Source organism: Streptomyces sp. NPDC001020, from assembly GCF_053599115.1.
On the sequence record NZ_JBSFLQ010000023.1, the window covers coordinates 17,169 to 32,076 of the forward strand.

General features: G+C 69.0%; 10 protein-coding genes. 3 read left to right on the top strand and 7 right to left on the bottom strand.

All coding sequences use genetic code 11. The features are described 5' to 3' along the window. Positions 1–87: 87 nt before the first annotated feature. The 4 genes from ACWDEX_RS22165 to ACWDEX_RS22180 all read right to left on the bottom strand — a co-directional run bounded on the left by ACWDEX_RS22165 (position 88) and on the right by ACWDEX_RS22180 (position 3,943). Positions 88–534: a VOC family protein gene (locus ACWDEX_RS22165; RefSeq protein WP_450465474.1), complete on the bottom strand. Its 447-nt coding sequence runs from the start codon at positions 532–534 to the stop codon at positions 88–90. A gap of 49 nt (positions 535–583) precedes the next feature. Next, positions 584–1,435, bottom strand: coding sequence for an alpha/beta fold hydrolase (locus tag ACWDEX_RS22170; RefSeq protein ID WP_450465476.1), 852 nt, complete (start codon positions 1,433–1,435; stop codon positions 584–586). Positions 1,436–1,964: 529 nt separating this feature from the next. After that, on the bottom strand, positions 1,965–2,930 hold the full coding sequence (locus ACWDEX_RS22175; protein WP_450465477.1) for an RNA polymerase sigma factor: 966 nt from the start codon (positions 2,928–2,930) through the stop codon (positions 1,965–1,967). A gap of 152 nt (positions 2,931–3,082) precedes the next feature. Next, complete coding sequence (locus tag ACWDEX_RS22180; RefSeq protein ID WP_450465573.1) at positions 3,083–3,943, bottom strand: Bax inhibitor-1/YccA family protein; 861 nt, start codon at positions 3,941–3,943, stop codon at positions 3,083–3,085. A 462-nt stretch (positions 3,944–4,405) separates the two neighbouring features. Here ACWDEX_RS22180 and ACWDEX_RS22185 point away from each other — a divergent pair, with 462 nt between their 5' ends. Both ACWDEX_RS22185 and ACWDEX_RS22190 read left to right on the top strand, forming a co-directional pair. Next, a complete protein-coding gene (locus ACWDEX_RS22185; RefSeq protein WP_450465479.1) occupies positions 4,406–5,470 on the top strand; it encodes an alpha/beta fold hydrolase in 1,065 nt (354 codons plus the stop codon). A gap of 690 nt (positions 5,471–6,160) precedes the next feature. Next, positions 6,161–8,908, top strand: a complete 2,748-nt coding sequence (locus ACWDEX_RS22190) for an AAA family ATPase (RefSeq protein WP_450465575.1) — start codon at positions 6,161–6,163, stop codon at positions 8,906–8,908. Between the two features lie 336 nt (positions 8,909–9,244). Here ACWDEX_RS22190 and ACWDEX_RS22195 read toward each other — a convergent pair whose 3' ends face one another. From ACWDEX_RS22195 to ACWDEX_RS22205, 3 genes are all read right to left on the bottom strand, one after another. Beyond that, on the bottom strand, positions 9,245–10,864 hold the full coding sequence (locus tag ACWDEX_RS22195) for a tannase/feruloyl esterase family alpha/beta hydrolase (RefSeq protein WP_450465480.1): 1,620 nt from the start codon (positions 10,862–10,864) through the stop codon (positions 9,245–9,247). 393 nt (positions 10,865–11,257) lie between these two features. Continuing rightward, the gene (locus ACWDEX_RS22200; RefSeq protein ID WP_450465481.1) at positions 11,258–11,986 is read right to left on the bottom strand and encodes a cytochrome b/b6 domain-containing protein; all 729 of its coding nucleotides are present in this window, start codon (positions 11,984–11,986) and stop codon (positions 11,258–11,260) included. Then, positions 11,934–12,656: a molybdopterin-dependent oxidoreductase gene (locus ACWDEX_RS22205; protein ID WP_450465482.1), complete on the bottom strand. Its 723-nt coding sequence runs from the start codon at positions 12,654–12,656 to the stop codon at positions 11,934–11,936. Before ACWDEX_RS22205 ends, ACWDEX_RS22200 begins: the two co-directional genes overlap by 53 nt. A gap of 474 nt (positions 12,657–13,130) precedes the next feature. Here ACWDEX_RS22205 and abc-f point away from each other — a divergent pair, with 474 nt between their 5' ends. After that, on the top strand, positions 13,131–14,765 hold the full coding sequence (gene abc-f, locus ACWDEX_RS22210) for a ribosomal protection-like ABC-F family protein (protein WP_450465483.1): 1,635 nt from the start codon (positions 13,131–13,133) through the stop codon (positions 14,763–14,765). Positions 14,766–14,908 lie beyond the last annotated feature (143 nt).

Sequence of the window (14,908 nt, forward strand, 5' to 3'; positions counted from 1 at the left end):
GCCGGGGCGGCCGGGGCGGCCGGGGCGGCCGGGGCGGCCGGGGTTGATGCTGTGGCGGCCGCCCCGTGGGTGTCGCCGTGCGCGGCGTCAGCGGCCGGGCGCGCGTTCGGTGACTTCTTGCAGGAACCACTCGTTGCCGTCGGGGTCGGCGAACGACGCGAAGGAGCCGTAGCTGGCGCGCTCGGGGTGAAGTCCGGGCACTCGGTGGGCGTTGCCAGGATGGTGGAAGATGCCCGTGACGTCCTGGAACGGCTCACTGATGTCGACGCCGCGGCTCTCCAGCTCCTTCCGCGCCTCCTCGATGTCGGTGACGATGAGGTGCAGGCCGTGCAGGGTTCCCGGCTCCGCGTGGGTGAGGCCCTCGCCGAAGATGACCGAGCAGCCCGAGCCGGGCGGCGTCACCTGCACGACCCGGTAACCGTCGTTGATCGGGAAGTCCGCGTCGAGGCGGAAGCCGAGCTGGTCGACGTAGAAGTCCTTGGCCTTGTCGACGTCGGAGACGGGGATGACGACGACTTCGAGCTTCAGGTCCATGGCAGTTCTCTCGCTTTCCGTACGTTCACTGTCGGGTGGCGCTGACTCGCTATCGGGTGGCACGCGCGGCTTGCTCGATGACCCGGGTGACGGCGCCGGGGTGGGAGACGGCGACGGAGTGCGAGGCGGCGACCTCGGTGGTGTGGGCGTGAGCCCGATTGGCCATGAAGCGCTGCGCGGCGGCCGGGATGTTCAGGTCCTGCGTGGTGACGATGTCCCAGCTAGGGATGGTCTTCCAGGCGGCGACGGTGGCCTTCTCCTCCAGCGCGGCCTGGGCGATGGGGCGCTGGGTGGCGGCGGCGAGAGCGGCCTCGTTGCGGGGAACGTCCGCGGCGAACTGGTGGCGGAACTTGTCCTGCTGGATGTAGAGGTCGGTGCCCTTGGTGCCGTCGGCGGCGGTGAAGGGGACCGGGTCGAGGGCGTCGGGGAGCGTGGAGCCGGGGTACTTGTTGGTCAGCTCCAGTGCCGTCTCGCCGGGTGCGGGCAGGAACGCCGCCACATAGACGAGGGCCTTGACCTGGGGGTCGTTCGCGGCGGCCTCGCTGATCACGGAGCCGCCGTAGGAGTGGCCGACAAGGATCTTGGGACCCTTGACGTGGTCGAGGATGCTACGCAGCGCGGTGGCGTCGTTGTGGGGGCCGCGCAGGGGGTTCGCGGCCGCGATGACGGGGTAGCCGTCGGCGCGCAGCCGGGCGACCACGCCGTTCCAGCTGGAGCCGTCCGCGAAGGCGCCGTGCTCCAGCACGATGGTGGGCTTGGCCTGGCCCTTGCCGGCCGACTGGCCGGCATCGGCGTTCGCGTTTCCGGCCAGAGTGAAAGCCCCGAACGCGACACCGGCCGTGACGGCCGCCCCGGCACCGGTGAGAATCCGCCGCTTGCCTGCACGCTTGATGTTGAACACGAGAAACCCTCTCCAGAAGTACGTGGAAACGCTGTGGACCGCCTGTCGCCGAGGTAGCGCAGTCCGATCCGGCCACCTGCGGTGGCTCGCCATCCTTACCATCACCACTCTGACTGGTGACTAATCTGCCAGAACATGTCGTCACCAGTCAAGACGGTGACGCAACTTGTTCGGGCACACCTTCGCCGGACGACCGTTACGGCGCTACTTTCGTCCGCGGCGCCACCGCCCGGCGACAGTCACATGACGGTCAGTCGGGACACGTTCCGGTCCCTCCATGACACACACCCGGCCAGGTGTTAAGCCATTCGACCCATCTGCACCTGGCACATACACGCACTGGCACGGCTGTAGGCGGCAGCCAGTTCGCCACCGGAGTCGCCGATCGCCATCGCGGCATGGGGATACGTCCGACAAGCGAAGGGCCTCGACTGCGCTTGTCGGAAAGGGAGCAGGAAATCAGCCGCGTCGCGTCAACCGACGCGTATCCCCTGCTCCGAAGGGTGCGGCGCCGACCGGAAAGGACGGCTCAGACCGCGAGGCCCTCGCCCTCGGGGACGGGACGCGACGCGTGATACAGACTCAGCCGATCGATCCGCCCGCTGTCCAGGGTCATGATCCAGGCGACGCCGGGCGGACAGTGGTCCGGCGCGTCCGGCGGGTTGATGAGGTCCATCTCCCAGACGATCAGCGACCGTCCGGCGATGACGTTCGCGGGGCGCTGACGGACCCCGGCGGACAGGTCACAGTCCATACCCGCCAGGAGAAACCTGGCTCCGCCGAGCCGCTCTCCGCCGCTCAGCAGGGACACGTCGGGTGAGTAGCGGTCCGCGACCACTTTGCCGAACTCGCCGCGTTCCGCGGCGGCCAGGGTCTCGTGCGCCTCCTGCCAGCTGGCCTCGTTTCGCCGCCGGACGTCGTCGTGCGCCCCGGACGCAGTGGCTTGCAGGGCCCGGGCGAGCGCCGCCCGTGCCTGGCTGAGCCGGCTGCGGACCGTACCGACCGGTATCGCGCATGCGTCGGCGATCTGCCGGTACGACGTGACGCCAGTGGAGAAGTAACGGAGTACGACCGGCAGTCGCAGCGCCGGGGACAGTTCCTCTATGGCCTCCCAGATCCAGTCCCGCATGGCGTGCCGGTCCAGCACCTGCTCGGGCGTGGTCAGCAACGGCGGCAGCGGTACCTCCTCCAGCGGCTCGGTCCGCCGCGCGTTGCGCAGCGCCGAGCGGCTGCGGTTGCGCACCACCATCCGCAGCCACGGGCCGACGGCGGCCGGATCACGGACGTCGCCGATGTCCCGCAGGGCCACCACCGCGGCGTCCTGCATCACGTCGTCCACGTCGGGTCCGGGGCCCAGGAGGCTCACTGCGACCGCCCGCATTCCGGGACGGTGGCGCTCCAGCAGCATTCCCAGTGCGGCCACGTCGCCCTTCTGCGCCGCCAGTGTCAGTGCCGCGTCCTCGGCGCGCCCGGCGTCCCCTGGCGCTGTACTCATGGCCTGGCCCCTTCCGCTCGATCGCTCCCGCGGCCGGCACCGAGAAGGCGGTATGTGTCGGGGGGCGATGTTGTCTCGTTGTCGCCCGACGTTGTCAGCCGCCGTTCGCCGGGCCTGTCACCCGTCCGGCTGTGGGGCCGGGCACCTCGGTGTCAGTTGTCGCTCTGAAGGATCGACAGTACCTGGAGGATTTCGAGATAGATCCACACCAGGGTGGTGGTGAGACCGAAGGCCGCGAGCCAGGACTCCTCGCGGGGAGCACCGTAGGCGATACCGTCTTCGACGTGCTTGAAGTCCAATGCCAGGAAGGCCGCACCGAGCACGATGCCGATGACACCGAACAGGATACCGAGGCCGCCGCTGTGGAAGCCCAGGCCGTTGCCGGCACCGAAGGCGGAGAACAGCAGATCCGCCAGCATCAGCAGCAGGAAGCCGGTCGCCGCGGCCAGGACGAACCCGTAGAACCGCTGGTTGACACGTATCCAGCGCTGCTTGTAGGCGATGAGCACACCCGCGGCGACGGCCATGGTGCCCAGGACCGCCTGGATGACGACGCCCGGTGCGATCCAGGCCGAGGTGGCACTGGAGACGACGCCGAGGAAGACCCCCTCGAAGGCCGCGTATCCGAGGATCAGCGCCGGGGAGGGCCGGTGCCTGAACGCCTGGATCATGGAGAGGACGAACGCGACCAGGGCGGCGGCGACGCCGATGCCGTAGGACCGGCCGATCCCGGTGCTGTCGACGGGCAGCAGGACCCAGGACAGGACGGCGGTGAGCACGACGGTGCCGAGCGTGGCGCCGGTACGGACCACGACGTCGTCGATGGTCATCGTGGCGCGGTCGGCCTGGGCGTCCTTGACGAGGTACAAGTTCGCCGACTCGGCAAGGGGGTTGGCCAAATCCGCGTCGGGGGGCTCCGCACCGAAGGCTCCGACGCCCACCGGCTGGGACTGCCGGGCGCCGTCCTCGCGGCGGAAGCCCAACCGGGAGAAGACCGGGTTGCTGCTGCGCATGACGCTCCCTTCGGGGCCGCGGTCCTTCGCGGCCCGTGTCGTGAGTCGGATGAGTTCGTGGGCGGTGCGCCCACTGGCCTGCACCATCCTGCCGTTAGTAACCACTCTGACAGGTGACGCCCTCCATCGCAACCGTTATCACCAGTTCAACTGGTGACGGGCAGTCGGCGCGACCGCCTTTGACTTCTGACGAAGTCGGGCCGCACGCGACCGTCAAGTGACTGATGCTTACGCGACGGACACGGAGAAGAGTGAGGCTGTCGGTAGGCCTCAGGTGACACGCTCACCCAGTCCGATCGTGAATCGAAGTCGCTCACCGCATCGATCGTCACCATCCTGATCTGTAACAAATAGGTGTGTCAGGGTCGTCGCGCAGGCAAACACACCCGGAACGACCACGCAGCGCGTGTCCCGACACCTTCACCAAGCAGGGACGCGCAGGAAACACACGGAAGGCTTCACATGATCAACAGGCGTAGCTTCAACAAGGCGATGGGACTGGGCACGGGAGCGGCCGCCGTCTCACCGGCAGGCCTGCAGGGCGTTTCGAGCGCCTCCAGCACCGCCCCGAACCACGGACGCAAGGCGCCCGTCGTGCCGACCATCACCCCTGGCACGCACACCTCTTTCCCCTCACTGAAGCAGGTCAAGGCCGGTCTGCTGGACGTCGGCTACGCCGAACTGGGCCCCGCCCATGGCCCCGTGGTCATCTGCCTGCACGGCTGGCCCTACGACATCCACAGCTACGTCGACGTCGCCCCTCTGCTGGCGGAACAGGGCTACCGCGTGATCGTCCCTTACCTCCGCGGCCACGGCACGACGCGATTCCTCTCCTCCCGGACGTTCCGTAACGCCCAGCAGTCGGTGATCGCCCTGGACATCATCGCGCTGATGGACGCCCTCAAGATCCACAAGGCCGTGATCGCCGGCTTCGACTGGGGCTCGCGGACGGGCGACATCCTCGCGGCCCTGTGGCCCGAGCGCGTCAAGGCCCTGGTCTCGGTGAGCGGCTACCTCATCACCAACCGCAAGGCCCAACTCGAACCGATCGCGGCGACCGCCGAGCACACCTGGTGGTACCAGTACTACTTCGCCACCGAACGCGGCAAGAAGGCCATGGAGGACAAGACCCACCGCCACCAGGTGACCCGGCTCGTCTGGGATCTCGTCTCGCCGACCTGGAACTTCGACGACGCCACCTTCGAGCGCACCGCGGCCGCCTTCGAGAACCCCGACTACCCCGCCATCGTCATCCACAACTACCGCTGGCGGTTGGGCCTGGCCGACGGAGAAAGCCGCTACGACCGCTACGAGGACAAGCTGGCCACCGCACCGACCATCACGGTGCCCACCATCACCATCAACCCCGAGAAGGACCCGTTCACGACGCCAGGCAACGTGTCCGGCTACCCCGACAAGTTCACCGGGAAGTACGAGCACCGCACGCTGATCGACATCGGCCACAACCTGCCGCAGGAGGCGCCGACGGCGTTCGCCCAGGCCGTCGTCGACGTGGACCACTTCTGACGGAGTCAGGAGCCGGCCGCTTCCCCACGGCCCGGCTCCTGCGACGCGCAAGGGATGGGGATGCTCAGCGGTCCCCGACGGGACACCTCTGCAAGTGTTCCGGCGATCGGGCGGGTGAAACACCCGCCAGTATCAAGCCACGGCGAAACACAACAACACGCAGCGGGTGATCAGAGCTGTCTCGCACTCCACGGGGGGACATATTTGTTGAATACCGGGCAGGATGTCCATTCCGACATCGCGGAAGGTGCCCATCATGCGAACTTTCCGGCTTTCCGGATGACGTGAGCGGTGACGGGCGTCTACTCTGCGTGGCTAGATTCGGATAGAACAGAGGAAGAGAACAGGGCAGTGCTGACACCTCTGCCCCTGGGCGGACACAGGCCTGTACGTCCCTTCCCCGGTCGTCTCCGAATCTGTGGACGTGTGTGAACGTGTGTGTACGTGTGAAAACCAGTCGCGATCCGTATGTGTGCGCGGTCAGCCACTCGGACGGCCTTCCGGAATTCGTCGATCCCGCCGCCCTTCGCGAGCGGGACCGGCCTTCGGCCGCAAGGCGGCGCCGGAAGCACGGCCGACGTGAAGTGCGCCCGTACCCACGGCAGGCGCGGCCGGCCGGCACGGGTGTGATCGGACCGAAGGCGGTCCGGCGGTGAAGGGAGCGGGGCCGTGGAGTCACTCGGCGGAGCAATGATCGGCCGTGAGAGCGAGCGGGGAACACTGTCCGCGTTCGTGAGCGACTCCGGGGGACAGACCCTGGTGCTGCGGGGTGAGACGGGCGTGGGCAAGAGCGCCTTGCTCCATCACGTCGCCCATCTCGCGACGCGGGAAGACCACAGAGTGATCAGGGCTGCCGGAGTCGAGGCGGAGTCGGACCTTCCGTTCGCCGGTCTGCACCAGTTCCTGCACCCCCTGCTCTCCCATATCGACCGGCTCGACGACGCGCACCGCGCGACGTTCGACGTCGTCTTCGGACGGAGCGCAGGCAAGCCCCCATCGGTGATGACCCTCGCCATCGCCGTCCTCGATCTGCTGTCCCTCGCGGCCTCACAGAGACCTCTCCTGCTGGTACTGGACGACGGCCAGTGGCTTGACGCCTCCAGCGCGGAGGTGTGCGGGTTCGCGGGACGCCGGCTCACCGGGAGCTCGGTGAAGCTCGTCATCGCACTGCGCTCCGAGATCCCGTCACGGTTCGACACGGCCGCCCTCCCGGAGCTGCATGTGCCGCCCCTGTCGGAACAGGACTCGGAGCGGCTGTTGGACACACGCCACCCCGGCTTGGACCCACAGATCCGCCGGGTGGTCCTGGACGAGGCCCAGGGCAATCCACTGGCCTTGCTGGAGCTGCCTCCCTTCCTGAGCGGCGGACAGACCGGGCGCGGCGCCGACGAGTTGTCCGGCTACCAGGGCGTCCCGCTGCCCCGTCGGCTCCAGCACGTATACGGGACACGTATCAAGGGCCTCAGCGACCCCGTGCGCGCGGAACTGCTGCGCGGCGCCCTGGACGGTGTCGGGGCGGGAAGGGAAGCCGGCCGCGCGGGCGGCGGCACGCGGTACCGCATGATGGATGCCGACGAGGCGGCGTTCTCCGGCCTCCTGGACGTCGACCCCCTCAGCGGTGACTTCGTCTTCCGCCACCCCTTGGTGCGTTCCACCGTCGTCCAGACAGCGACTCCCAACGAGCGGCGCGCGGCGCACGCGGCCCTCGCACGGGTGCACCAGGGCGACATCGAGCGGCGCGCCACGCACCTGGCGGCCTCGACGGTGGATCCCGACGAGGAGGTCGCGGCCGAGTTGGAGGCGGCGGCGGACTCCGCGATCCGACGCGGCGGCGCGCTCGCGGCCATGACCTGGCTGACCCGCGCCGCGGAGCTGAGCGAGAACCGCGAGGACCGGTCGAGGCGGCTGGGCGACGCGGCTTTCATCGCCGGACAGGCCGCCCTGCTGGACCAGGCTCAGCGACTGGCACACTCCGACATCGCGCCCGGCAGAAGCGAATCGCCTTCGTCGGTGGTGACTTCCGCCTACCTCGCGCTGTACCAGGACGGGGACGTACGGTCCTCGCGCCGCCGGGTCGTGACGGCCATCGAGAGCATGCGCGACAGTGGGGTGCGCGGGCCGGACGAGATACTGACCCGCTTGGTGATTCTGCTGATCGCCATCTGCCAGTACGCGGGCGACCAGGCGTCCTGGCAGGAGGCCCGCGAACTCGTCGAATCGCTGGGCGACCTGGTTCCGCCGAGAGCACTGATCTATCTCGACGCCTGGAGCGACGTGGTGCGTCATGGTGCCGGTGTGCACGAGCGGGTGGAGAGCGCTCTGGCCGACCTCCCGAACCTCGAACCGTGGGAGGTCACGCGTCTGGGTGTGGCGGCCTACCACGTCGACGCGTTGAGCCAGTACCGCCCCTACCTCCAGCGCGCCGCGGACCGCGAGCTGCGGACGGGGGCCATGTCGAGCGGCTTGACCATGCTGCACCTGATCATGCTCGACCAGGTGGCCGTCGGTGAATGGGACGCCGCGGAAAGCACGGGACGACGAGGTCTGGAACTGGCTACGGCGCACCAGCACGCGCTCTTCGCCCACCACACTCGCGCGTACCTGGCCCTCCTCGCCGCCCTGCGCGGCGATGTGGAACGCGCGCGCGAACTGCTGAGCGTCGTCGACTCCTGGGCACGCCCGCGCGGCGTCGGATTCCTCACCCAGATCGCCGACGCGGTCGGGACGATCGCGGCGCTGAGCGAGGGCGACTACGAAACCGCCTACCTGTACGCGATCGGCATCACGTCTCCCGGCTCGTTCGAGCCCTGTGCCCATCAGGCCTCACGCACACTGCTCGACCTCGTCGAAGCGGCGGTGCACACGGGCCGCGTGGAACAGGCCCGCCGACACGCTCTGGCCGCGAAGGAGGCGGACCTGCCCGCCATCTCGCCCCGGTTGGCTCTGATCACCTACGGGGCACTGGCGATCACGGCGGTCGAGGAGAAGGAGGCCGTCGAGATGTACGAGCGGGTGGAGGCCGTCTCGGCCCAGGCGGGCTTCCCGTTCGAGTTGGCGCGGATCCGGCTCGCCCACGGCATCCGGCTCCGACACTCGCAGGGCCCCAGGGCCGCACGCCCTGTGCTGACCCGAGCGGCCGAGGCCTTCGAACGGCTCGGGGCCTCGGCCTGGGCCGGGCGGGCCCGCGCCGAGCTCCGTGCTTCCGGCCTGTCCACCCGCGCCTCCTCCGCGCACCTGGCCTCGTTGACCTGGCAGGAGCACCGGATCGCCGATCTCGCCGCCAGTGGCCTGACCAATCGGGAGATCGGCGAACGGATGCACCTGTCCCCGCGCACGGTCAGCTCCCATCTGTACCGGGTGTTTCCCAAACTGGGCATCACCTCCCGCGCGGCGCTGCGCGACGCGTTGGGCACGGCTCTGGCCGACCGGGATGTGTGACCGCGCGGATACTCGGCCGGCCGAGCACATGGCAAGCCCGGCGCGGTCGTGAGTCCGCCCGCGCGGGAAGCCGAGGGCGACGGCGCGGCGGCGGGGTGAAACAAGAACGTCCCGGTCCGCGCCCTCGTGGGTGCGGACCGGGACAAACTTCCAGAGGCTCAGGCGGTGCGCGGTTGGCGGCCTTCCGGCCCAGCAGCCCGGCCTGGGCGATGAAGAACACGCCGCTGCCCGTGGCGTACGGCCTCAGCAGCGAGGAACGCCACCGGCCACCGTGGTCGTCCCGGGTGTCGCGGTGTCGGTACTCATGGGTCTTACTCGGGTGACTCGTGGAGCAGTTCAGTGCCGGTGAGCGGGGGCGCAGCGGAAGCTGCTGGCGGCGGCCGGGTCACCGTGGCCCTGGTAGCGCGAGACCAGGGGGTAGGCGCACAGGTCGCGGGTGACCTGCCGGCCGGTGGAGTTGGTCAGGGTGGCGGTCAGCGTCCTGGGGGCCTTGCCGTGCTCGACCCAGGCCCGCAGGGCGCCGAGGTCGTCGGTCTGGCCGGCGCCGAGGCCGCAGTGGGCCGTGCCCGGGGCGAGGAAGAGACGGTAGAAGTCGTTGACCCGCTGGGCGCCGCCCATCCGCCGCTCGACCTGCTTGCGGTACTCGACCGTGCCCTGGGTGGGGATGAGCTGGTCGAGCTGGCCGTGCCAGGTGAGGAGCTTGCCGCCGGACTTGCGGAAGGCCGACAGGTCCGGGTCGTCAGTGCCGATGACCTTGTCGTACTCGGCCTGGGACTGCTTGAACAGCCGCGTGAACTGGCTGTAGGTGATCGTCGAGACGTCGAACGACGGCTGCTTCTTCAGCCATGTCGACACCCAGGAGGCGGGAACGGGGAACGGCACGCCCTTGAGGTTGCCGTCGGCGTCCGGCAGGGTGCCCGCCAGGTTGGGGAACTTCAGGTCGGCGCCGATCGGGATGCCGGACCACAGCTTCTTGCCCGACGCGGTACGGGGGCCGTCCCAGATCTTGCGGACCACGGCCGCGTCGGCCGCCGTGACGGTCACCTGCTTGCCATCGCACTCGAGCGTGGTGCCGATCAGCTTGCGGGGGTCGAAGTCGCAGCGGTTCGGGTCCTCGACCAGACCGTCCTCGACGCCGTCGAGCGCATCGCAGGCCTTGACGGCGGCCGTGTTGAAGGCGTCGAACTCACACCCGGTCGGGTAGGTCTTCTCCTCGTTCATCACCACCTGCGGCCACAGGGTGGCGACCTCGAACTCGTCCCAGTTGATGGCGGGCGCGTTGGCGAGGATGCCGTCGTAGTCGTCGGGGTGGCGCTGGGCCTCCATGTAGCCCTGGCGTCCGCCGGTCGAGCAGCCGTTGAAGTAGGAGTAGGAGGCGGCCCGGCCGTAGAAGTCGCCGATGACCTCCTTGGCGACGACCGCGGCCTCGTGCTCGGAGCGGGAGGCGAAGTTCTTCAGCAGCGCCGTGTCGACCTGGCCCTTGCTGTTCAGGCCCCAGCTGGTGTCGAGATAGGTGCCGACGCCGGCGTCGGTGGTCGCGGCGGCGTAGCCGTTCTTGACCGCGCCCGCGAGGCCCGCGCCGTAGTCACCTGCGGCGAAGGCGCTGCCGCCGGTCGTCTGCAGGCGGCCGTTCCAGTTCTGGGGAAGCCAGACCTTCACCTTGGCGTGGTCGCCGTCGCCCGGGTGGGTCAGTGTGACGGTCACGTCGCAGTAGGCCGGGACGTCGGGGACGTGTACGGCGTCCAGCGGAAAGACCGCGGGCACGTCGACGGTCCCGGCCGGGCGGCTGACCGAGGTCACGTTCTCCACCTTGGTCCCGGCCGGCGCCTTCACGGAGATCGTCGAACAGGTGCGCGGAGCGGAGGTGGAGCCGCCGGTGTCCGCCGAGGCGGTCGGCAGGTACACCGCCGCGGCCAGCGGCACGCCGGCCGCGAGGACGGTCAGAAGTCGTCTCATTGACGTTCCTATCCAGAAAGTAGGTGCCTGCCTGAAGCAACGACACATGAACATGTGTCTACGGCTCAGCGGAATCGGGAAGAGGTGGGCACGAAGATGTGTCACCGGTCAAGAGGTGATGAAGCCAAGACGGTTGCCGGGTACGACAAGGGTGAAGCGCGGCTCGTGCGCCGAGGACTGCACCCAGGTCGACTCCACCCACTTTGACCGTGGACACTCCGTCAGCACATCCGTCAGTTGACGGTCAACTGCGGGACGCCCGTGCAGGAGAGTCCGACAACCACCGCACAGCCCCGGCGGCATGGGCCCCGGGAGAAGAGGCTGGCCGGCGACGTGCACACCGGTCGGGGCACCGGACACACACGTTCAGCAGACACATGTCGGCCGGATCGCTTACGTCATTCGGCGGTGGCGTGACGGTCGCGCCGCCGAATGCGCGCCCGCCCGGCCCGGGACGTCGCGAGCGCGGCCCTCGTTCAGCCACCGGGAGTGGTACCGCTCCGCCCAGGAGCGGCTGACGTATCCGGTGCGCATACCCAGCCGCGCCTCCGGGTCCTCGAGGGCCTTGCGTGTGTGCCCGACCAGGACGATCGTGATCGCCCAGGCGAGGAGGTCGTGGACGAAGATCGCGCTGGTGCGGGAGATGAAGGGCAGCAGGCCCATGAACCACATGAGCAGACCGGTGAACATCATCACCAGCACGGCACCGGCGATCCAGCCCGCGTAGAGCTTCTGTCCGGCGTTGAACTTGCCCGCCGGGCGCGCCTGCGGTGACTTCAGGCGCCTGCGGGCGGCCCGCAGCCACTGTCTGTCGTACACCGCGAAACGGTTCAGCCTGCGCAGGTCCGCGCGGAAATCCGCGGACAGCAGTCCCAGCAGGAAGGGCACCGGCAGCAGGATGCCCGACCACTTGTGGACCATGGCCATCAAGGGCCGCCGGCCGACGAGCTGGGCGATGGGGCCCAGATACAGGCAGGCCGCGGTGAGAAGGCACAACAGCATCAGCCAGCCGGTGGCCCGGTGGACCATGCGTTCGGCGGTGCTGAACCGGCGGACCCGATCGGGCCGCTCAGGCGGCGTCATCGCGCCGGTCGGCGTCGTCGAGCCAGCCGTCGACCGCATAACCGCGCTCCTCCCAGAAGCCGGGGATCACCTTGTCGGTGACCTCGATGCCGGAAAGCCACTTGGCCGACTTGTAGAAGTACATGGGCGCCACGTACAGGCGGACCGGGCCGCCGTGCTGGTGGGTGATCGGCTTGTCCTGCATGTTCAGCGCCACCAGGACGTCCGAGCGGCGGGCCTGTTCCAGGGTGAGGCTTTCGCTGTAGGCGCCGTCGAAGCAGGTGAACCGGACCGCCCGGCCCTCGGAGCGCACCCCGGCGGCGTCAAGGAGATCGGCCAGCTTCACCCCTTCGAAGGGCGTGTCGTCCACGCGCCAGCCATCAGTGCACACGACGTCTCGGACGACCCGCGTCTGCGGGAGCGCTCGCAGCTCGGGGAGCGAGTAGGTCTTCCGCCGGTCGACCAGGCCGCCGATCGTCAGCGCGTAGTTCGTCTCGTCCTTGTGCGGCACCGAACCGACGACGCTGAAGTACCGGAAGCCGCCCGGGTTGGGCAGCAGGCCGGTGAGCCCGGTCGAATCGACCTGGGAGGCCGCCCCGAGAAACCCCTCCCAACCGCGCTGCAGGTACGGCGCGGCGGCGAGCCCCGCGGCCCCCGCGCCGAGCATGCCCAGCAGGGCGCGCCGCCCCACCGGTGCGCCGTCGGCGCGCTGTCTCGGCTTTTCTGCCATGTTCCCTGCTCCTTCGACGTACGTGGCGACGGTCCGGCGACGCGCTTCCCGTCGCGATCGACACACATGTGTCCAAGTGGCGTCGCCCGCCCCTACCCGTATAACCACTTTAACTGGTGACGATAGTGGCATGCCGTTTCGCGGACTGTCAACGACATCGACGAAGGGGCAGATCGTGAAGGTGCCCGCCGTTCCCGTCGTGCGGAATTACCCAAACGTGTGATCTCACGCCTGCGTAGGTGCCCCTACGCAGCCAAATCCGAGCTGTTAGACTGGCCGGGACGTTGAACCGTGCAGCTAGGAGCAGCCGACCAGACATGGTGAGTGACGACGACATCTCCGGGTGAGACCCGGACCTGACGGCCGCCGGCCGGTGCCGAGGAGCACCGCCTCGTGGCCGCTGAGTCGCATCCACGTTCCCCTGTCTAACCGGGGCAGAGGTGTCTCTGTCGCCGCTGATCTCAAGGTCTTCCCATGTCCGACGCATCCATCGTCTGTTCGAACCTGTCCTTCACCTGGCCCGATGACACCCCGGTGTTCCACGACCTGTCCTTCACCGTGAACTCCGGCCGCACCGGCCTCGTCGCCCCCAACGGCTCAGGCAAGAGCACGTTGCTCAAGCTGATCGCGGGCGAACTCAAACCCGCTACCGGGTCAGTGTCCGTCAGCGGCACTCTCGGCTACCTCCCGCAGACTCTTCCCCTGATCGGCGATGTCGCGGTCTCCGAGGTGCTGGGTGTCGCCCCGATCATCCAGGCCATCGACGCCGTGGAATCCGGGGACGTCGACGAAAAGCACTTCACCACCATCGGCGACGACTGGGACATCGAGGAGCGCACCCGCGCCCAACTGGACCGCCTCGGCCTGGCCGACCTCACCCTGGACCGCAACCTGAGCACCCTCAGCGGCGGCCAGATCATCTCCCTCGGCCTGGCGGCCCAGTTGCTGAAGCGGCCGGACGTGCTGCTGCTCGACGAGCCCACCAACAACCTCGACGCCGCGGCCCGCCACAAGCTGTACGACGTGCTGGAGGACTTCAAGGGCTGCCTGCTCCTCGTCAGCCACGACCGGGCCCTGCTCGACCGTATGGAACGCATCGCCGAACTCGGCCACGACGAACTGCGCTTCTACGGCGGCAACTTCACCGAGTACGAGGAGGCCGTACGGGCCGAGCAGGAGGTCGCCGAGAAGAACGTCCGCAACGCCGAGCAGGAGCTCAAGCGGGAGAAGCGGGAGCTGCAGCAGGCCCGCGAACGCGCCGACCGCCGCGCCAGCAACGCCGCACGCAACCTCAAGAACGCCGGCCTGCCCCGCATCTTCGCCGGCAACATGAAGCGCGGTGCCCAGGAGTCCGCGGGCCGGGCGGGCCAGATGCACGCGGCCCGGGTCAGCGAGGCCAAGGCCCGGCTCGACGAGGCGGAGCGCTCAGTGCGAACGGAGCAGCGCCTCACCCTCGATCTGCCCGACACTCGTGTACCCGCAGGGCGCAACCTCTTCCTCGGGGAGGAGATGCAGGTGCGGCACGGCGGCGAGGCCGTCTTCGCCGAACAGGGCATCGACCTGACCATCCGGGGGCCCGAGCGCATCGCGCTGACCGGTCCCAACGGCGCCGGCAAGAGCACACTGCTGCGCCTGATCAACGGCGATCTCCCCCTGGACGGCGGACAGATCAAGCGGGCCGACGGGCGTATCGCCTACCTCTCGCAGCGCCTCGACCTGCTGGACCTGGACCGCACCGTGGCCGAGAACTTCGCCGCGTTCGCGCCGGAGCGGCCCGAGGCCGAGCGGATGAACATCCTCGCCCGTTTCCTCTTCCGGGGCGCCCGGGCCCACCTCCCGGTCGGCGTGCTCTCCGGAGGCGAACGGCTGCGCGCCACCCTGGCCTGCGTCCTGTGCGCCGAACCGGCCCCGCAGCTGCTGCTCCTCGACGAGCCGACGAACAACCTCGACCTGGTCAGCGCCGGCCAGTTGGAGAGCGCGCTGAACTCCTACGAGGGGGCCTTCGTGGTCGTCAGCCATGACGAGCGGTTCCTCGCGGAGATCCGGGTGGAGCGCTGGCTGCGGCTGGCCGACGGCACGCTGAAGGAGGCCGCAGCCCCCGGCGTGTGATCCGCCCCGCTGTGGCATTGCCGACGCCGTAGGCACCGGCAATGCCACAGCGCCGAGAATCGATCACGTTGTCGTAGTTGTTTCGGACCACGCCCGTCCGCCGCCGCACCGGACCCCGGCGGTTCTTGGCGGTCTTCACCGCC

What these genes read in the sequence shown, in the direction of transcription:
- ACWDEX_RS22165 (WP_450465474.1), bottom strand. Translation starts at nt 534, where the DNA reads ATGGACCTGAAGCTCGAAGTCGTCGTCATCCCCGTCTCCGACGTCGAC.
- ACWDEX_RS22195 (WP_450465480.1), bottom strand. Translation starts at nt 10,864, where the DNA reads ATGAGACGACTTCTGACCGTCCTCGCGGCCGGCGTGCCGCTGGCCGCG.
- ACWDEX_RS22175 (WP_450465477.1), bottom strand. Translation starts at nt 2,930, where the DNA reads ATGAGTACAGCGCCAGGGGACGCCGGGCGCGCCGAGGACGCGGCACTG.
- ACWDEX_RS22185 (WP_450465479.1), top strand. Translation starts at nt 4,406, where the DNA reads ATGATCAACAGGCGTAGCTTCAACAAGGCGATGGGACTGGGCACGGGA.
- ACWDEX_RS22190 (WP_450465575.1), top strand. Translation starts at nt 6,161, where the DNA reads ATGATCGGCCGTGAGAGCGAGCGGGGAACACTGTCCGCGTTCGTGAGC.
- ACWDEX_RS22200 (WP_450465481.1), bottom strand. Translation starts at nt 11,986, where the DNA reads ATGCGGTCGACGGCTGGCTCGACGACGCCGACCGGCGCGATGACGCCG.
- abc-f (WP_450465483.1), top strand. Translation starts at nt 13,131, where the DNA reads ATGTCCGACGCATCCATCGTCTGTTCGAACCTGTCCTTCACCTGGCCC.
- ACWDEX_RS22205 (WP_450465482.1), bottom strand. Translation starts at nt 12,656, where the DNA reads ATGGCAGAAAAGCCGAGACAGCGCGCCGACGGCGCACCGGTGGGGCGG.
- ACWDEX_RS22180 (WP_450465573.1), bottom strand. Translation starts at nt 3,943, where the DNA reads ATGCGCAGCAGCAACCCGGTCTTCTCCCGGTTGGGCTTCCGCCGCGAG.